13 protein-coding genes and 1 pseudogene are annotated in these 15,012 nt (G+C 59.0%); 11 read left to right on the top strand and 3 right to left on the bottom strand.

Annotated features, from left to right (window positions below; all coding sequences use genetic code 11):
- The first annotated feature begins 199 nt into the window (after positions 1–199).
- The 11 genes from MAF45_RS01155 to MAF45_RS01105 all read left to right on the top strand — a co-directional run bounded on the left by MAF45_RS01155 (position 200) and on the right by MAF45_RS01105 (position 12,272).
- Entirely contained in the window at positions 200–1,702 is a 1,503-nt protein-coding gene (locus MAF45_RS01155) for a lyase family protein (protein WP_237977717.1), read from the top strand.
- A 45-nt stretch (positions 1,703–1,747) separates the two neighbouring features.
- Positions 1,748–1,972 (top strand): hypothetical protein, encoded by a 225-nt coding sequence (locus MAF45_RS01150; protein WP_237977716.1) that lies wholly within the window; start codon positions 1,748–1,750, stop codon positions 1,970–1,972.
- Positions 1,973–2,590: 618 nt separating this feature from the next.
- The gene (locus MAF45_RS01145) at positions 2,591–4,072 is read left to right on the top strand and encodes a flavocytochrome c (RefSeq protein ID WP_237977715.1); all 1,482 of its coding nucleotides are present in this window, start codon (positions 2,591–2,593) and stop codon (positions 4,070–4,072) included.
- Positions 4,073–4,173: 101 nt separating this feature from the next.
- Positions 4,174–5,637, top strand: coding sequence for an FAD-dependent oxidoreductase (locus MAF45_RS01140; protein WP_237977714.1), 1,464 nt, complete (start codon positions 4,174–4,176; stop codon positions 5,635–5,637).
- Positions 5,634–7,400 carry a sensor histidine kinase gene (locus MAF45_RS01135; RefSeq protein ID WP_237977713.1) on the top strand — a complete coding sequence of 589 codons (1,767 nt, stop codon included), beginning with the start codon at positions 5,634–5,636 and terminating at the stop codon, positions 7,398–7,400. Before MAF45_RS01140 ends, MAF45_RS01135 begins: the two co-directional genes overlap by 4 nt.
- On the top strand, positions 7,397–8,026 hold the full coding sequence (locus MAF45_RS01130; protein WP_326520663.1) for a response regulator transcription factor: 630 nt from the start codon (positions 7,397–7,399) through the stop codon (positions 8,024–8,026). The genes MAF45_RS01135 and MAF45_RS01130 overlap by 4 nt, the downstream gene beginning before the upstream one ends.
- 315 nt (positions 8,027–8,341) lie before the next feature.
- The gene (locus tag MAF45_RS01125; protein WP_237977712.1) at positions 8,342–9,397 is read left to right on the top strand and encodes a type II asparaginase; all 1,056 of its coding nucleotides are present in this window, start codon (positions 8,342–8,344) and stop codon (positions 9,395–9,397) included.
- Positions 9,398–9,514: 117 nt separating this feature from the next.
- On the top strand, positions 9,515–10,228 hold the full coding sequence (locus MAF45_RS01120) for a hypothetical protein (RefSeq protein ID WP_237977711.1): 714 nt from the start codon (positions 9,515–9,517) through the stop codon (positions 10,226–10,228).
- A 320-nt stretch (positions 10,229–10,548) separates the two neighbouring features.
- Positions 10,549–10,998, top strand: coding sequence for an Hsp20/alpha crystallin family protein (locus MAF45_RS01115; RefSeq protein WP_237977710.1), 450 nt, complete (start codon positions 10,549–10,551; stop codon positions 10,996–10,998).
- 124 nt (positions 10,999–11,122) lie between these two features.
- Positions 11,123–11,332, top strand: coding sequence for a group II intron maturase-specific domain-containing protein (locus MAF45_RS01110; protein WP_237977709.1), 210 nt, complete (start codon positions 11,123–11,125; stop codon positions 11,330–11,332).
- Between the two features lie 550 nt (positions 11,333–11,882).
- Positions 11,883–12,272, top strand: a complete 390-nt coding sequence (locus tag MAF45_RS01105; RefSeq protein WP_237977708.1) for a DoxX family protein — start codon at positions 11,883–11,885, stop codon at positions 12,270–12,272.
- Positions 12,273–12,370: 98 nt separating this feature from the next.
- Here the strand turns inward: MAF45_RS01105 and MAF45_RS01100 are convergent.
- From MAF45_RS01100 to MAF45_RS01090, 3 genes and pseudogenes are all read right to left on the bottom strand, one after another.
- Positions 12,371–13,135 (bottom strand): annotated as a pseudogene (locus MAF45_RS01100) (aldo/keto reductase).
- Between the two features lie 224 nt (positions 13,136–13,359).
- Positions 13,360–14,472: an alpha/beta hydrolase gene (locus tag MAF45_RS01095; RefSeq protein WP_237977707.1), complete on the bottom strand. Its 1,113-nt coding sequence runs from the start codon at positions 14,470–14,472 to the stop codon at positions 13,360–13,362.
- Positions 14,473–14,605: 133 nt separating this feature from the next.
- On the bottom strand, positions 14,606–14,962 hold the full coding sequence (locus MAF45_RS01090) for a cyclophilin-like fold protein (protein ID WP_237977706.1): 357 nt from the start codon (positions 14,960–14,962) through the stop codon (positions 14,606–14,608).
- Positions 14,963–15,012: the final 50 nt, after the last annotated feature.

Raw genomic sequence — 15,012 nt, 5'->3', positions numbered from 1 at the left:
GAACGGCCGAGGGGCGGATGTCCCCGAAACTTTCTCTTTCAGGATTTCTGCTCTCATGCACGGTGCAAATCCGCTTTGATTATTGCATAAACAGCAAATGAATAATTGCTATGAATGCTTTTATTGGTTTGAGGCCGGCCGCTACCATGCTGCGCAATCGCCCGTCGATGGCGGCGGGGCCAAAAAAGGAGATTGACAGATGAAACTCGGGCTTATTGCTTTTTCCGTGTCAGCGGCGTTGTTCGCACAGATGGGGTGTGCTGCGGAAGCCGCGCAGCAGCGCGATGAATTTTTTTGGCTTGGTGAAATCAACAAGGCCTCGCTTGTCATCAATGCCGAGCAGGGACTGCTGCCCAAAGGCGTGAGCCGGAAAATAGCCGGCGGCCTTGAGAGGGTGCTGGACAATGGCAATAAGAAAGGCGGCCCGCGCCCGAGCCGTGTGATTAAATTCGAGCCCTATCTCATCAAAGAGGCGGGCATGGACGCCACAATGCTTCATGTCGGCAGGTCCAGCCAGGATATGCACGCAACCTATTATTCGGCCATCATGCGCGACAACGTTCTGCGGCTTTCCGGCAAGCTCGCCGATACCATGGCGGTGATCAACGAACTGGCCAAAAGCAACGTCGGCACCATCGTGCCCAACTACACCAACGGAGTGGCGGCGCAGCCGAACAGCTATGCGCATTATCTCCAAGGGTTCCAGTCCGGCTTTGCGCGCGATGCCGAACGGCTGCGCCAGTTTTATGCCCGGCTGAACCTTTGCCCGATGGGCACGACGGTGCTCAACGGCACAGGCTGGTCTCTAAACCGCGAGCGCATGTCAAACTACCTAGGTTTCAGCGCTCCGGTGCCCAATGCTTATGACGCCGCCCAAATCAAGCCTGTCGATGAGCCTGTCGAGCTCGGCTCCATTCTTGTTTCCATTGCTCTGCATGTCGGCAGCTTTATTCAGGACGTGTCTGTGCAGTATGCCCAGCCCCGTCCCTGGATTCTGCTTCAGGAGGGAGGCAGCAATACCTACGTTTCGTCGGCCATGCCGCAGAAGCGCAATCCCGGACTGATGATCAACGTGCGTGAATCGGCGAGCAACGTCATCAGCGAGGGCCTGTCGCCGGTTATCCGCGCCCACAACATAGTCCCGGGAATGATCGATCCGAAGCGCGTTGCGCCGAATTCCCGGATGGTGAACGACACCATCAAGATGCTGGACCAGTACATGCATGTTTTGAAGGCCCTTCGCATTGACCCGAAGCGCTCTCTTGAAGAGCTCAACAGTGATTGGACGGCTTCGCAGGAAATTGCAGATGAGCTGATGCGCAACTACAAGCTGCCGTTCCGCGTCGGGCACCATGTCGCCAGCAAAATGGTGTCTTACGCCAAGGCTCACAATATCAAGCCGACGGAATTTCCCTACGCAAAGATGCAGCAGTTTTACGCCGAAGTCATAGACAAGGAATATCCGGCCGCCTCCCGCGAGTGCCCGATGAGCGAAGCCGACCTGAGGAAGGCGCTGAATCCTGCGGCCATCATTGCAAACCGCAAGACTTCCGGCGGCCCCCAGAAGGCAGAGCTCCAGAAGGCGTTGGAGCGTACGGACGACGTCATTGAACAGAACCGGAAGTGGACGAAGTCTGAAACGATGAAGATTAACGAATCCCTTGCGAGGCTCGACAAGGACTTTAAAGCCTATCTCGATTGATTGCGCTGGGAAAAATCTAGTTTTCCTCCTTAACGGGAGGAGGCTATGAAAGAGCCGGGAAGCAGTCTTGCGCCGGCTCTTTGGTTGTTCAATGCTTGTAAAAAGCTGTCCAGCCTGTCTAAAGGCATCTTCGTTAAACGAGACCTCGAGCGCGCCTCCTCGGCCGGCACGGCTGCAGATGAGGAACTTTTCGACTTTCCTCTGGCCCGCATCGGTCAAAGGATCTCCAGCCTCAACGGCGCGCCTGAGTTCGGGTGGATCGTTGATTAAGTTTTGCTCGTCCCTGCCGGCGTGGTTCCTGTTATAGAAGACATAGACATACAGACGACGTTCAAATTCTTCCTTTTCACCCGCGCGAAGCCGCGCGAGTGCGTTGTCGGACAATGAAAAGCCGGTGCAGGCGACGGAAGGTGACGCCGCTCACTTTTTGATCTAACGAGCATACGGCTTCTAGTTTCCCAACCTCTTCCCGAGAGGCATCAATTTCTTCGCGTACCTAGGAGACGTTTGAACGGATGAGGGTCAGAAACTTCATGCTTTTGTGTTGAAATCAGGACTGTGGGTACCAGCCTTTCCCGGTATGGCACCATGAACCTGAATTCATCTTATAAATATATGAAATTTAATAATAATAATTATTATTAAGTTCTAGTCCTTTCCTTGCATGCAAAAAGCATCGGCCGCAGGCGGATTTATCTGAGCCTTCCGAATCGGTAACGCAGAACATTTAACATTAATCAAATATACCTAGGTACTTCGATTTATGAAAATACTCCTAACGGGCAATAGTCCCTGGGGCCCGCAGCGTCCACTCTCTCCGCGCTGCGCGGTCTTGAGGGACTGCAGGTTCTGTCCGGATTATCCGCATGAGTGTGTCAGGAGGAAATCATGAAAAGAAGAACGTTTCTGGGAATGGGACTCGCGGCGGTATCAGCTTCTCTGGCGGCTCCGGTCCAGGCTGTTCCGGTGAACAAGCCCCAGAAGTGGGACGAAAGCTATGACGTGGTCATCGTGGGCGCAGGCGGTGCCGGACTTTCTGCGGCTGCCCAGGCCGCGACCAGCAATCTAACTGCCATTGTGCTTGAAAAAGAGCCGGCGTACGGCGGCTCGTCTGCCATCTGCGGCGGACAGTGGGCCGTTGGCGGGACGGACGAACAGGCCAAGCGCGGCATCAAGGACTCCGAGGATCTCTTTTTCAATGACATGATGACCACCGGGCGCCACCAGAACGACCCTGCAGTGGTGCGGGCCTATGTCCATGAGTCCAAAGCCCTCTATGACTGGGTGACCGAACGCGGCGTGAGGCCCGTTTCAGTGACGCTGTCGGGCGGCATGAGCGTTCCGCGCGCCCATACCTTCAAGCCGACGGAAGTGCTTCAGGTCTATAAAAAGTACGCTGAAGAGCACGGGATCAAGGTTGTCACTCGCGTTAAGGTGGAGCGCTTGGTCTGGGATTCGGCCAAAAAATGCATCGCAGGCGTTCGCGTGAACCAGCGCGGAAAGGTCCGCTTCATCGAGGCGAAGAAAGGCGTTGTTCTCGCTGCCGGCGGTTTCTCCCGCAATCCCCAGATGCTGAAGAAGTACGCCCCGCAGCTTGAGAAGGCCGCTGTGATCGCGGGCCTCGGCACTCAGGGCGACGGCATTCTGATGGCGCAGGCCTACGGTGCCGACATGGTCGATACGAACTACATCAAGGCCTCTTACGGCTTTAAGCTCAACCCCTCCACCATCAAGGATATGGCGCTGACCCAGTTCAAGGGCGCGATCCTCATCAACAAGATGGGCAAGCGCTTCATCGACGAGTCCGTATCCTACAAGATCCAGGCCGACGTCGCTTTCATGCAGCCCGAGGGCAAGTCATGGATGGTGTTTGACGATGCCATTCGCCGCACCGCGATGAAGATGGATCCTCTGCAGGACGGCATCCTCTGGAAGCCGATAGACGAGGGCAAGGTGCCGCCCTACGTTTTCATGGGCAACACGATCGAGGAGGCGGCGAAAAAGGCAGGCCTGGACCCGAAAGCAGTGGCCGAGACGGTCGCAAAATACAACAAGGCCGTTGACACCGGCAACGACACGGAATTCGGCAGAAAGGGCCTCGCGTCCGGCAAGGGCAAGCTCGTGAAGATTGAAAAAGCGCCGTTCTTCATCTATCCCTCGGTCGGTGCGATGATCGGAACCTACTGCGGCATCCGCATTACGCCGAAGGCAGAGGTGGTGGATGTCTTTGGGCAGACGATTCCGCACCTCTATGCCGCAGGCGAGATGACGGGAGGCGTGCACGGGGCTTCCTACATGACCGGCACGGCTTTCTCCAAGGCTATGTGCTTCGGACGCATCGCCGTTCGTTCCATCGCTGCGGCCAGGTAACTGACCGGCTCTGATGTGAAGCTAAAAAGAGCAGACCAGTCTGGTCCTCTTTAATAAAATGGGCTGCGGAATTTGAGTTTTCGCAGCCCATTTCTTTGATCATGCCATCCTTCAATCGCCGCCGGATCCTTGCCGGCTTTGCCGGTTGCGCCCTAGAGGGCGTGATGGGTCTCCCCGCCGCTTCAGCTTCGGAGGCTGCCTATGACCTTGTGATTGTCGGGGCGGGGGGCGCGGGGCTGACCGCCGCCTGCATCGCGCTTGGGGCCGGTGCGAGGCGGGTGGCTGTCCTCGAAAGTGAGCCCGTGGTCGGGGGTTCGAGCGCCATCTGCGGCGGGCTGTGGGCAGTTTCCGGCACAGAACTCCAGAGAAAACTGCATATCCAGGACTCGGACGAGCGCTTCTATCAGGACATCCTCGAGATTGGACAGCACAGGAACAGCGAGGAGCAGGTCAGAGCTTACATCGACAACAACCGCAGGCAGTTCAACTGGGTGCGTAGCACGCTAGGGATTGAAGCCAGAACCGTTGTGCCCGGAGCGGGGGTTGAACGTGCGCATGCGATGAATCCAAGAGCGCTCGTCGCAGGACTCTACCGGCGGGCAAGATCGATGGGAGCGGACATTTTCTGCTCCATGAGAGCGGGCACCCTTGATCAGGACCGCCGAAGCGGGAGAATCTGCGGCTGCCAAGCGGTGAAGGGTGGGAAAATTTATAACTTTAAATCACGGGCCGGCGTTGTCCTCGCCACCGGCGGCTTTGGCCGAAACCGGGCAATGCTCGCCGCCTTTTCACCCCGGATGCGCTTCGTGTCTTCCATTTCTGCCCAGGGTTCGCGCGGAGACGGCCTTCGGATGGCGCGTTCTGTCGGGGCGGGACTTTCCGATATGCAGTACCTGCGGGGTTCCTACGCTTTTACCTTGAATCCTTCGACCGTGGATGACATGACCCTTATCTCCTACTACGGGGCTGTCATTGTAAACTCCGATTCCCATCGGTTCGTGGACGAGTCGCTGCCATACCAGAAAATCGCAGATTCAGTCCTGATGCAAACAGGAGGCAGAAGCTGGCTTGTGTTTGATGAAAAAATTCGCAAGGAAGCTCTGGCACACCCTTTCGACAGGCATCTCTGGGAGCCCCTTTCAAGGGGAAGGGTGCCCTCTTATGTGATCCGCGGACGGACGCTTAAGGAAGCCGCAGGTGCAGCAGGACTGGACCCCGTGGAGCTTCAAAAAAGCATTGATGCCTACAACGTCAGTCTTAAGGGCGGGCATCCCCCGCGAGGCAAGCTTTCCAATGCGGATCCCGCTCTGCTGCCGGTGGCTGAACCACCTTTTTTCATTATGCCGGCCACAGTGTGCCTGCTTGGAACCTATTGCGGTGTGACGATTGACGGCCATGCTCGTGTACTTGATCGGAAGGGGCATGTCATCCCCGGGCTCTGGGCCGCAGGGGAAGTGACCGGGGGGCTCCACGGAACGACGTTCATCATGGGCACCGGTTTCAGCAAGGCGCAGGTTTTTGGACGAATCGCTGCACTGGATGCGATTGCGGGAGCGAAGTCATGAGGCGGGCCTGGCGAGCGATCCTCCTTTGGGGCCCGCTGTTGCTTGGCTGCACCGCCTCGTTAGGCTCGGAGGTTCTGAGGATCGGCTTTGCCGAAGATGAAATCCCGCAGGAAGCGCAGCCTTTCGTCAAGAAGACGTTTGATTCCCTCGGCCGGCTCCTCGCTCCGGATTACAGGCTGGAAATCCATCCCTACGCGAGCAGGGATCTTCTTGGGGCCGTTTCCAGAAACCAGGTGGAGCTTTTCCTTTCCTCCAGCACCCTTTACCGCCAGTCAAGCCTGAGCGGAACCCGTGACGTCGCGGTTCTTATGCCGGCAGGCTCCGTCAATCCGAACCGGCTTGAAGGCAGCGTTTTTCTGACTCCGCTGGGGACGGGGGCCAGCGATGAACTGCTTTCAAAGAAGGGACTGCGGTTTTTAACCTCCGGGAAGCTCTCTGGCACTGCCCTCATGAGCGCCAACCTGGAACTGCAAAGGATGAGGCAGAAAGAAAAATTAAGCGAAGCCACCGCCAATGAAGCTTCGCCGGCACAGGCTCTCCGCAGGCTCCAGGCCGGCGAGGCCGACGTTCTGGTTTTGCCCGCCTGTACCCTGGAGCGGGCATCCGAGCGAGGCGGGTTCGATGCTCGGGACTTGGTTGTTCTGCGCCCGAAGCAGGACCAGAACCTTTCCTGCCTCCATTCAACGGAGCTCTTTCCGGGGCTGACTCTTGCCACCATGCCGACGCTTGACTACCAGGCTTACAACAGGATCCTTTCCGCTCTCCTGTCGCTCAAGTCGGAAGGCTCGAAGCGGCTCTGGGTGATCGGGGCCAATTTCAGTGCCGTCGACTCCGCTCTCCACGAACTTGACTCCGATCCCTGGGCATCCTACAGGAAACCCACCGTCAAAAGCCTTATCGCGCATTACTGGCCGTGGTTGGCCGGCGTGCTGGGATTTGCTTTCTTCCTTCTTTGCAACATGGTGCTTTTGGGCAGGCTTGTGAAGCAGCGTACCCGGCAGCTTGAGGATGCGCTGCAGGAGCAAAAGGCTTTGAGGGGCGAGGCGGACAAAATCCGCAACAGGCTCGACAAGATGAAGCGCCTGCAGACCATCGGGCAGATGGCAAGCCTCTTCGCTCACGAGCTGAGGCAGCCCCTCAATGCCCTGAACTGCTACGCCTACGGAATTGAAAAAGCCATAAGACGGAAAATTCAACAGCCGGACCGGGATATTGAAGAGGGAATTGCGGCCGTCAACACTCAGATCCAAAAGGCGAGCGCGATAGTCGAAAAAGTGCGCAATTACGTGAGGTCGCAGTCCAGCAGGGAAGATGCGCACAGCTTTGCGGACATCCTCGAGAGATCGGCCGCTAATTTCAAGACGACAAGCGCGGGCAGCATTCCCATTCGCCTTTTGTTCGAGAATCGTGACCAGACCGTGATTCGCTGCGATCCCATGGAGATGGAACTTGTTGTCATTAATCTTTTAAGAAACTCCGCTCAAGCGCAGGCGGGGGCCGGTAATCCTTGGATAGAGCTTCGCCTTCAGGGCGGAAAGACCGTAATCCTTACGGTTACCGACGGGGGCAGGGCTCTGTCGGACGAAGAGTTCAGGGCAATTGCTGCCCTTGGCGAGTCAACCAAGCCCGAGGGACTCGGCCTGGGGCTTCCGATTGTCTGCAGTCTGGTCGAGGAGCACAGGGGAAAAGTCTTTTTCGAGCGGACGAAATCTCGGTCTTTGGAAGTGAGAATTGAACTTCCGCCGGCGGATACGGGGGCATGATGGACAAAGAAACACTAATCCGGGTTGTCGATGACGATGATTCTGTCAGGAACGGGCTTGAATACCTGCTGCGGATGGAAGGCTGGAAGGTGAAAACCTTCCCTTCGGGGCTCTCGTTTCTTCAGGGAGACTCCCCCTCGGTTCCAGGGGCCGTCATCATTGACGTAAGAATGCCGGGAATGTCAGGGCTGGAGCTTCAGGATGAGCTGATCAGGCGAAAATATCCTCACCCTGTCATTTTCCTCTCCGGTCATGGCGACATCGGCATGGCTGTTAAAGCCGTCAAAAAGGGGGCCGCGAATTTTCTGCAAAAGCCGGTCAATCCCGGGGAACTCGTGGAAGTGATCAGGGAGTGCATGGAACAGGAAGAAAAAAGGCAGGAGCTTTCTAAGGAAGCAGCGCAGGCGCTTCTGCAGAGGCTGACGCCCCGGGAGCGCCAGATCACCGCCCTCATTTTGCAAGGGCTTACGAACACCGCCATAGCCGGCCGGCTGGGGCTTTCAGTAAGGACAGTGGAAAACCACCGGGAAGCTGTGTACAGAAAAATGAATGTGAACTCTCTTCCGGCCTTGAAATCTAAGCTCGACGGCCAACTCCATATGTTTTCCGGGGTATTCGTGGAATAAGCAGTGTAGCCCGCTAACACGGTCCTGTTTTTACCCATGAGACAGTGAGGCCGGATCGTTTGAACAAGAGCTGTTAAGACGTTCGCACGGACAGGCGATCCCCTTGCATTTTCAATACTGCCCCTTGACTTTAAGTTAGGGCCTCACAGGGCAAGCCTTCGCAACAACAAGGAGCTGGCATTTCCTCGGCAGGCCTCTTACTCAACAGGAAGACGACATGGGCGGTGCAACAGGGATCAGCAGATACTTGCGAAATGCTTCCTAAGGAGTTTTAATTAGTTTTGCCCCATTTTGGGGCAAACAAGGAGAGGTGAAATGTCAGCTTTGTATCGTAAGATCATAACTTTAGGTGTTGGTCTGGCTCTGGCTGCCGGAGCGCAGGCCCTGCCGCAGGTGAAGATTCTGGCAACAGGAGGCACCATTGCCGGAACTGCTTCGAGCTCGACCCAGATGACGGGCTACAAGGCGGGCGACCTGGGAATTCAGGTCCTCATCAACGCCGTTCCCCAGATGAAGGATTTCGCCGATGTGTCCGGAGAGCAGATCGTCAAAATCAGCTCGAACAACATGACGGACGCGGTCCTGCTCCGGCTTGCGAAACGGTGCAATGAGCTCCTCGCAGACCCGAAGGTGTCGGGCATCGTGATCACCCACGGCACAGATACGCTGGAAGAGACGGCGTACTTCCTCAACCTCACGGTTCACAGCGACAAGCCGGTGGTCCTTGTGGGCGCGATGCGCCCGGCTACCGCGATTTCCGCCGATGGGCCGCTCAACCTCCTCAATGCGGTCAAGCTTGCCGCCGACCCGCAGGCTAAGGGCAGGGGCGTTCTGATCGCGATGAACGACACGATCGGCGGGGCCCGAGACACGACGAAGACCAACACGACGAACGTTGCGACCTTCAAGGCTACGGAGCTTGGCGCGATGGGCTACATCGCGGCCGGGAAGAACTATTTCTTCAATCAGTCCACCCGCCGCCATACCTCGGCGAGCGAATTCGACGTCACAAAGCTTGACGCCCTGCCGAGGGTCGACATCGTCTATTCGCACGCGAACGCAGACCGTGTTCCGGTCGATGCCTTTGTGAAGGCCGGGGCCAAAGGGCTCGTGATGGCGGGCTCGGGCAACGGCTCGCTGCATGAATGGGAGGAAAAAGGCGCCGCGGAGGCGATTAAGAACGGCGTGGTCGTCGTCCGTTCTTCTCGCGTGGGCAACGGCCCCGTCACGGTTTCCGTGAAGCGCTACACCGACGAGGGGTTCCTGAACGGCGGCACGCTCAATCCGCAGAAGGCCCGCATCCTGCTGCAGCTCGCCCTGACCCGGACGCATGACCCGAAGGAAATCCAGAGGATCTTCGATGAGTACTGATCAAGAGTCTTTAAGGCCGCGGGGGGACGCGGCCTGCTGAAAGGCCGTTTGGAGGCCGGTGCGCTGACAAAGCGGGCCGGCCTCTGCGGCTGCGGCAGATGATGGGGGATTTTTTCAATGCGCGCGATTTTCCTGCTGGCGGGACTGTCAGCCTGCGCTCTGGCGGGCGCGCAGGGCCTGTCGGAGTCTCTGGAGACCGCCTCCTGCCCCGGCATGACGGTTCCGTATGTGCTGGACCGCACGGGGGAAGGCTCTCCCCGCTATATGCTGATTCTCTTTCCGGGCGGCGACGGCATCGTGAACCCGCGCCGGGACGCCGAAGGCCGGATCGTCTACCGCAAGAAGGACAACTTTCTGTTGCGGGCCCGTTCTGCCGCGGTTGATGAGGAGTTTGCCGCCGCGGCCGCGGATTCGACCACGAATTTGGGTCGTTTCCGGTGCCTCGCCTCCGATCTGAAGGCCCGCTTTCCCTCCGCGGACCTCTATCTCATCGGCACGAGCCGGGGGGCCCGCTCTACGATGAGCCTCGCCCCGGACATCCAGGACGTTGTGAAAGGCGTGATCCATGCCTCGAGCCTTTCGATGATTGCAGATTTTGACACGCGGAAGCTGAAAAACCGCCAGCTCATCGTGCATCACCGCAGGGACGGCTGCGAAGCCACGGACTTTGAGTCCGCCCGGCGCTCGGCTGAAAAATACGGGACGGACTTCATCGCCGTCGATGGCGGCACCGATGACGGGCCGGCCTGCCAGCCGTTCTCGCACCACGGCTTTGCGGGAATGGAGAGGGAAGTGATCGATCTCATCAAGGCCTGGATCCGGCAGAAGTGACGGGTGATTGAAAACGGCTGGCCTCGTTTTGCCTCCGGGCCTGCGGCCTTTGCTGGACAGCCGGGGCGGGCTCGGCCGGCGGGAAATGAAGCTCCGGAATCAGGGGCTCCCCCGTTCATTTAGGGGGAAGTATTTTTTGGACTGCGGGCCTTGAAAACTGGGAAACCGCCCCCATATAGAAGTTAGCAAAGGGGAAAGCCCCCGGGAGAGTCCGAAAGGACGAAGACCCGGCGCTTCCCCCTTCGGGAAGCCGGTTGCAGCGAGGGCTTCCCGAAAAAGAACAGACCGCTCGGACGACGGCCCTAATGGAGGTAAGAATTATGGCTAATGTTCCGACTATCTTTGATGAAACTCCGTTCAGCGTTTTCGATCCGTTTGATGTGTTTTCCGGGATCCGCTTCCCAGATCCTGCCGCGGGCGTCTTCGGCAAGCACGCCGATCGCCTGATGAAGACCGATGTGCGTGAGACCGACAAGGGCTATACGCTGCTGATGGATCTGCCTGGCTTCAAGAAGGATGAGATCAGCGCGGAGCTGAAGGACGGCTACCTCACGGTTTCGGCCCGGAAGGACGAGAAGCACGAGGACAAGAAGGAAGGGCGGCTCATCCGCTCGGAGCGTAGCACCGGCTCCTGCAGCAGGACGTTCTATGTGGGCGAGGGCGTGAAGCAGGGCGACTGCAGCGCGTCCTTCGCGGACGGCATCCTCACGATCAACGTTCCGAAGGCTGCGGCCCAGAAGCCTGAACACAAGATGATTGCGATTCAGTAACAACAGTATCCTCGCTCCGCCGGGTGTTTCAGGCGGCGCGGGCGTGGGACTGCGGTCCGGTTCGCCCTTCGGAGCGGCCGCTGCAGCACGGAGAGAGAAAAAGGCATCGTGGATTTGTTCTGCGATGCCTTTTTATGGTGGTGCGCCCCGCGCGCACCCGAAAAGCTTCGGACGGCTCCGTGACAAACAGAAGGACATCTTCTACTGTGCGCGAGGAACTTCCCTGCGCGCAGCCATCGCGCGGCTTAACCCAGTCCTGCGAGGATGGAGACAGTACTTCAGACTGGACGAACGCAAGGGCGTTTTCGAGGAACTCGACATTCACATCAGATGACATCTGCGCAAGCTCATAGGGATTGCGTGGAAGAACCCGCGGACGAGAGAGCGAAATCTGATCAGAAGGGGCATAGCCCCCGAAAGAGCATGGAAGAGCTCGGTCAACGGCCGCGGGGCGTGGTGGAATTCGAAAGCCCTCCACATGCGGCAAGCGTTCGACAACAGCTTCTTCAAGCGGATGGGGCTTTTCAGCGTCATCAAGATGCAGTAAGCCCGCCTCTTACGTTTGAAAACCGCCGGATGCCGAACGGCATGTCCGCAACCCTCACTGGGGCAATGCGGTGTGGGAGGGAGTGACCGTGAGGTCACTCTCTACCCGATCCCGCGTTTCCGCGGGGCAGCCTCCTCTCCTGAGATCGGGGCGGGGCCTCACGGCTTGCTGGGCCTGAGACTAACATCTCATTTCCGGGATCCCCGCCTGGCCGGGGAGATCTCTCAGTCATAGGCTCCGGCGGCGGATCCTCCGGCTCTTTCCTTTTCAGGAGTCGCCCGGAGGGGTGCCTCGCATTCCGCACACTCAGAGCCCCCCTTTTCAGGAGAACAGCGATATGCTCCACTACTTCAATCCCGACCTCGGGCTTCTTTTCCTTCGCCTCGCGCTGGGCATCTGCCTGCTGATGCACGGGGCTGCCAAGGTCCGTCACGGAGTCGGCGCGGTGAAGTCGATGATCACCCCGCTTGGCATTCCGGCCTTTGCGGCCTACGGCGCCTACCTGGGCGAAGTCGTCGCCCCCGTCATGCTGATCCTTGGCATCCTGACGCCGCTCGCGGCCTTCGTCATTCTCGGCAACACCCTGACAATCCTCTTCGTAGCCTACCGCAGCAGCCTTTTTAAGCGTGATGCCTTTGGCGGCTTCGTGGCTGAAATTCCCTATCTGTACGTCGGCATGGCCCTCGCCCTCATGGTGATGGGCGGCGGCAGCTACGCCCTGCTGTGACTTTCCGCTTCGCCCCTTTTTGAAGGGCGGAGGAGGCCGCGGCCCGCGCTTCGGCCTTTGAGCGCCCTTTGCAGTGCAGCCTTTTTCCCTCTGACGCCTTAGTACCAGTCGTGCTTTCCGCCCCGGTCGAGCCCCCGGATCCGCTTCATCTCTTCGCTGCTCAGTGAAAAGCCGAAAAGATTCAGGTTTTCACGGATTTCAGTGGGCTTGTTCGAGCCCGGGATCACGATGACGCCTTTCTGCAGGTTCCAGCGCAGCACCACCTGGGCGGCCGAGACGCCGTGGGTTCCGGCGATCCCGGTGAGGACCGGGTCGGCGAGCAGCTTGTGCACGTAGCCCCGTCCGCCGAGCGGATACCAGCCCTGCACGATGATGCCCTGCTGCTGGATGAAGGGGATCTCATCGTTTTCCTGGTAGTACGGATGGATTTCTTTCGGCACGAGAGCAGGGCGGATTTTGACCTGAGGCAGGAAGCTTTTCAGTTCCTTCACGTACCAGTTTGAGAGCCCAAGGGAGCGAACGCGTCCGGCGGACACCTCTTTTTCAAGGGCTCTGCAGGCCGCGACATTGCCCTCTCCGGGATGGTGCAGCAGGATCATGTCGATATAGTCGAGCCCGTTTTTTTTAAAGGTTTCTTAGATCGCATGTTCGGGATGGCTGAACTGGCTGGGGTAGATCTTTGTGATGACGAAGATGTCGCCGCGGGGGGCGGACGAGCGCCTCACCGCGCGACCGGCGGCGGCTTCGTTGCCGTAGGCATGGACCGTGTCGATCAGTCTTCCGCCAGCTTCGAGCAGGACGTTGATTGAGGCCTCGCACTCCCGGTCGGAGAGGGCGTAGGTCCCGAGCCCGACGACCGGCATGTCTCAGCCACTGTTTAAAAGCACCTTCCGGGTCTGGAAGTTGAATTTTCCGACGGCACTCCGCTCCGCCGGTTGCTGCCGGCGGAGGAGGGGCGCTGCCCGCGCGGCCGGGGCAGCCACAGCGGAAAGCCCCATGGCGAGAAGCGCCTGGAGCATCTCCCTTCTCTGCCGTTGGGCAATGCTGTGCATCATGGTTGTCTCCTCCCGGCCTGGGGCCGGCGGTTTTACTTCAGGTTTGCCTTGAAGAAGGCCGTGAGCTTTGCAAACGGGATCAGGTCCGTCTTGTCATAGAGATCCACGTGCCCCGCGCCCCGCACGTAGTAGAGCTCCTTGGGCTGAGCGGCTCTGCGGAAGGCTTCCTCGCTGAACTCCCGGGAGTGGGCCTGGTCGCCCGTGATGAAAAGTAGCGGGCGCGGTGAGATGGTTTCGATGTCCTGGAAGGGATAGAAGTTCATGAACTTGACGTTGCTCGTGAAGGTCGGGTGCGTCGTAGTGTTCAGGTTCTGGTCGCGGCCGGCGGCAGCCCCGCGGGTGGTTCTGTAAAAATCGTAGAACTCCTGCTGGATCGGGTCCGTGTTCGCGTCGAGCGTATGGGTCGTTCCGCCGAGAAGCCGGTGGCTCGCGCCAAGAAATTCCGCATAGCGGGCTTCGGCCGCTTCCCGGAGATAGGCTTTCCTCTGCTCAAGGCTCTGGCTGTGGCCGAGCCCGGTGCGGTTCACTTCTCCCATGTTGTACATGGACACGGTGGCGACGGCCTTGATGCGGGGATCGATCTTCGCGGCGCTTATCAGGAAGGAGCCGCTGCCGCAGATGCCGATGCCGCCGATTTTCTCGCGCTCCACGAAGCTTCGGGTGCCCAGGAAGTCAACGGCGGCCATAAAGGCCTCCGAGTAAAGGTCGGGCAGGACGCTGTTGCGGGGAGTGCCGCTGCTCGAGCCCCAGAAAGGCAGGTCGATGGCGAGAGTGACAAACCCCTGCTCGGCCATCTTCTGCGCGTACAGGGCGGCCGACTGTTCCTTGACGGCCCCCATGGGGTGACCGACGACGATGGCCGGTAGCTTTTCACCCGGCCGCATCGTGCGCGGCGTGAACAGCACGCCGGACACCGTAGTGTCGAACTGCGTGCGGAAAGTCACGTTCTCGCTGTTGAGCCGGGTGCTTTTGTAGAAGTTGTCGGCTCCGTGGTCTGCGTGCTGCGGCGCGGGCAGCACCGCGGGCAGCGGCGCGAACCAGCCGCCGTCGGCCGGGGCCGCGAAAGCCGCGGCGGCGCAGCCCGCAGCCGCAATGCCTGCGGCCAGCTTTTGAAGGGTTTTCACAAAACGCTGAGATTTTTTCATTTCTGGGGACTCCGTTAAAAAAAGCTGGAAAGAGGTCAAGGCCTCCCTTTGCCGCGCAGGGCGAAAGCCTGAGCGGCGGCATGAGTCGGACAAGAGTGGGCCCGCTCCCCATCGGGGAGCGGGAAACGGACAGTCAGGGTTTCCTGAACAGGACTTCGGTGCTTGCGCTGCCGCGGATCGCCTCTATCGCGTCCTCGTCCATGCGCCCGAGGGGCACCAGGCCGGGAGAGTGCCTGAAGGGGCCGGTGAAGGCGCAGATGTCGCCCCAGGGGGCGTAGTAGTTGAGTTCGCCGCGCCTTGGCGTATGGGATTGAGGCGCTGAGCCGAGCGAGAGCTTTTTCTTGAGGTAAGCGATTCGCTCGACCTGCCCGTAGTCTTCGAACCGCAGCTTCAGCGGCAGCTGCGAGGCAAAGCTGCGGGCGGCGTCGTTGTCCAGCAGGACGATGGAATAAGTTTTTCCGCCCGCCTGCATCTGGATGGTTTCTGCCATGACTGCTCCTGAAATGAAGGCAGCCGCTGCGGTGAACGCGGCCGCGCGGA

Source organism: Mesosutterella porci, from assembly GCF_022134585.1.
Lineage (GTDB): Bacteria > Pseudomonadota > Gammaproteobacteria > Burkholderiales > Burkholderiaceae_F > Mesosutterella > Mesosutterella porci.
The sequence above is the reverse complement of the archived record's forward strand: the minus strand, read 5'-3'. Positions and strand labels throughout refer to the sequence as shown.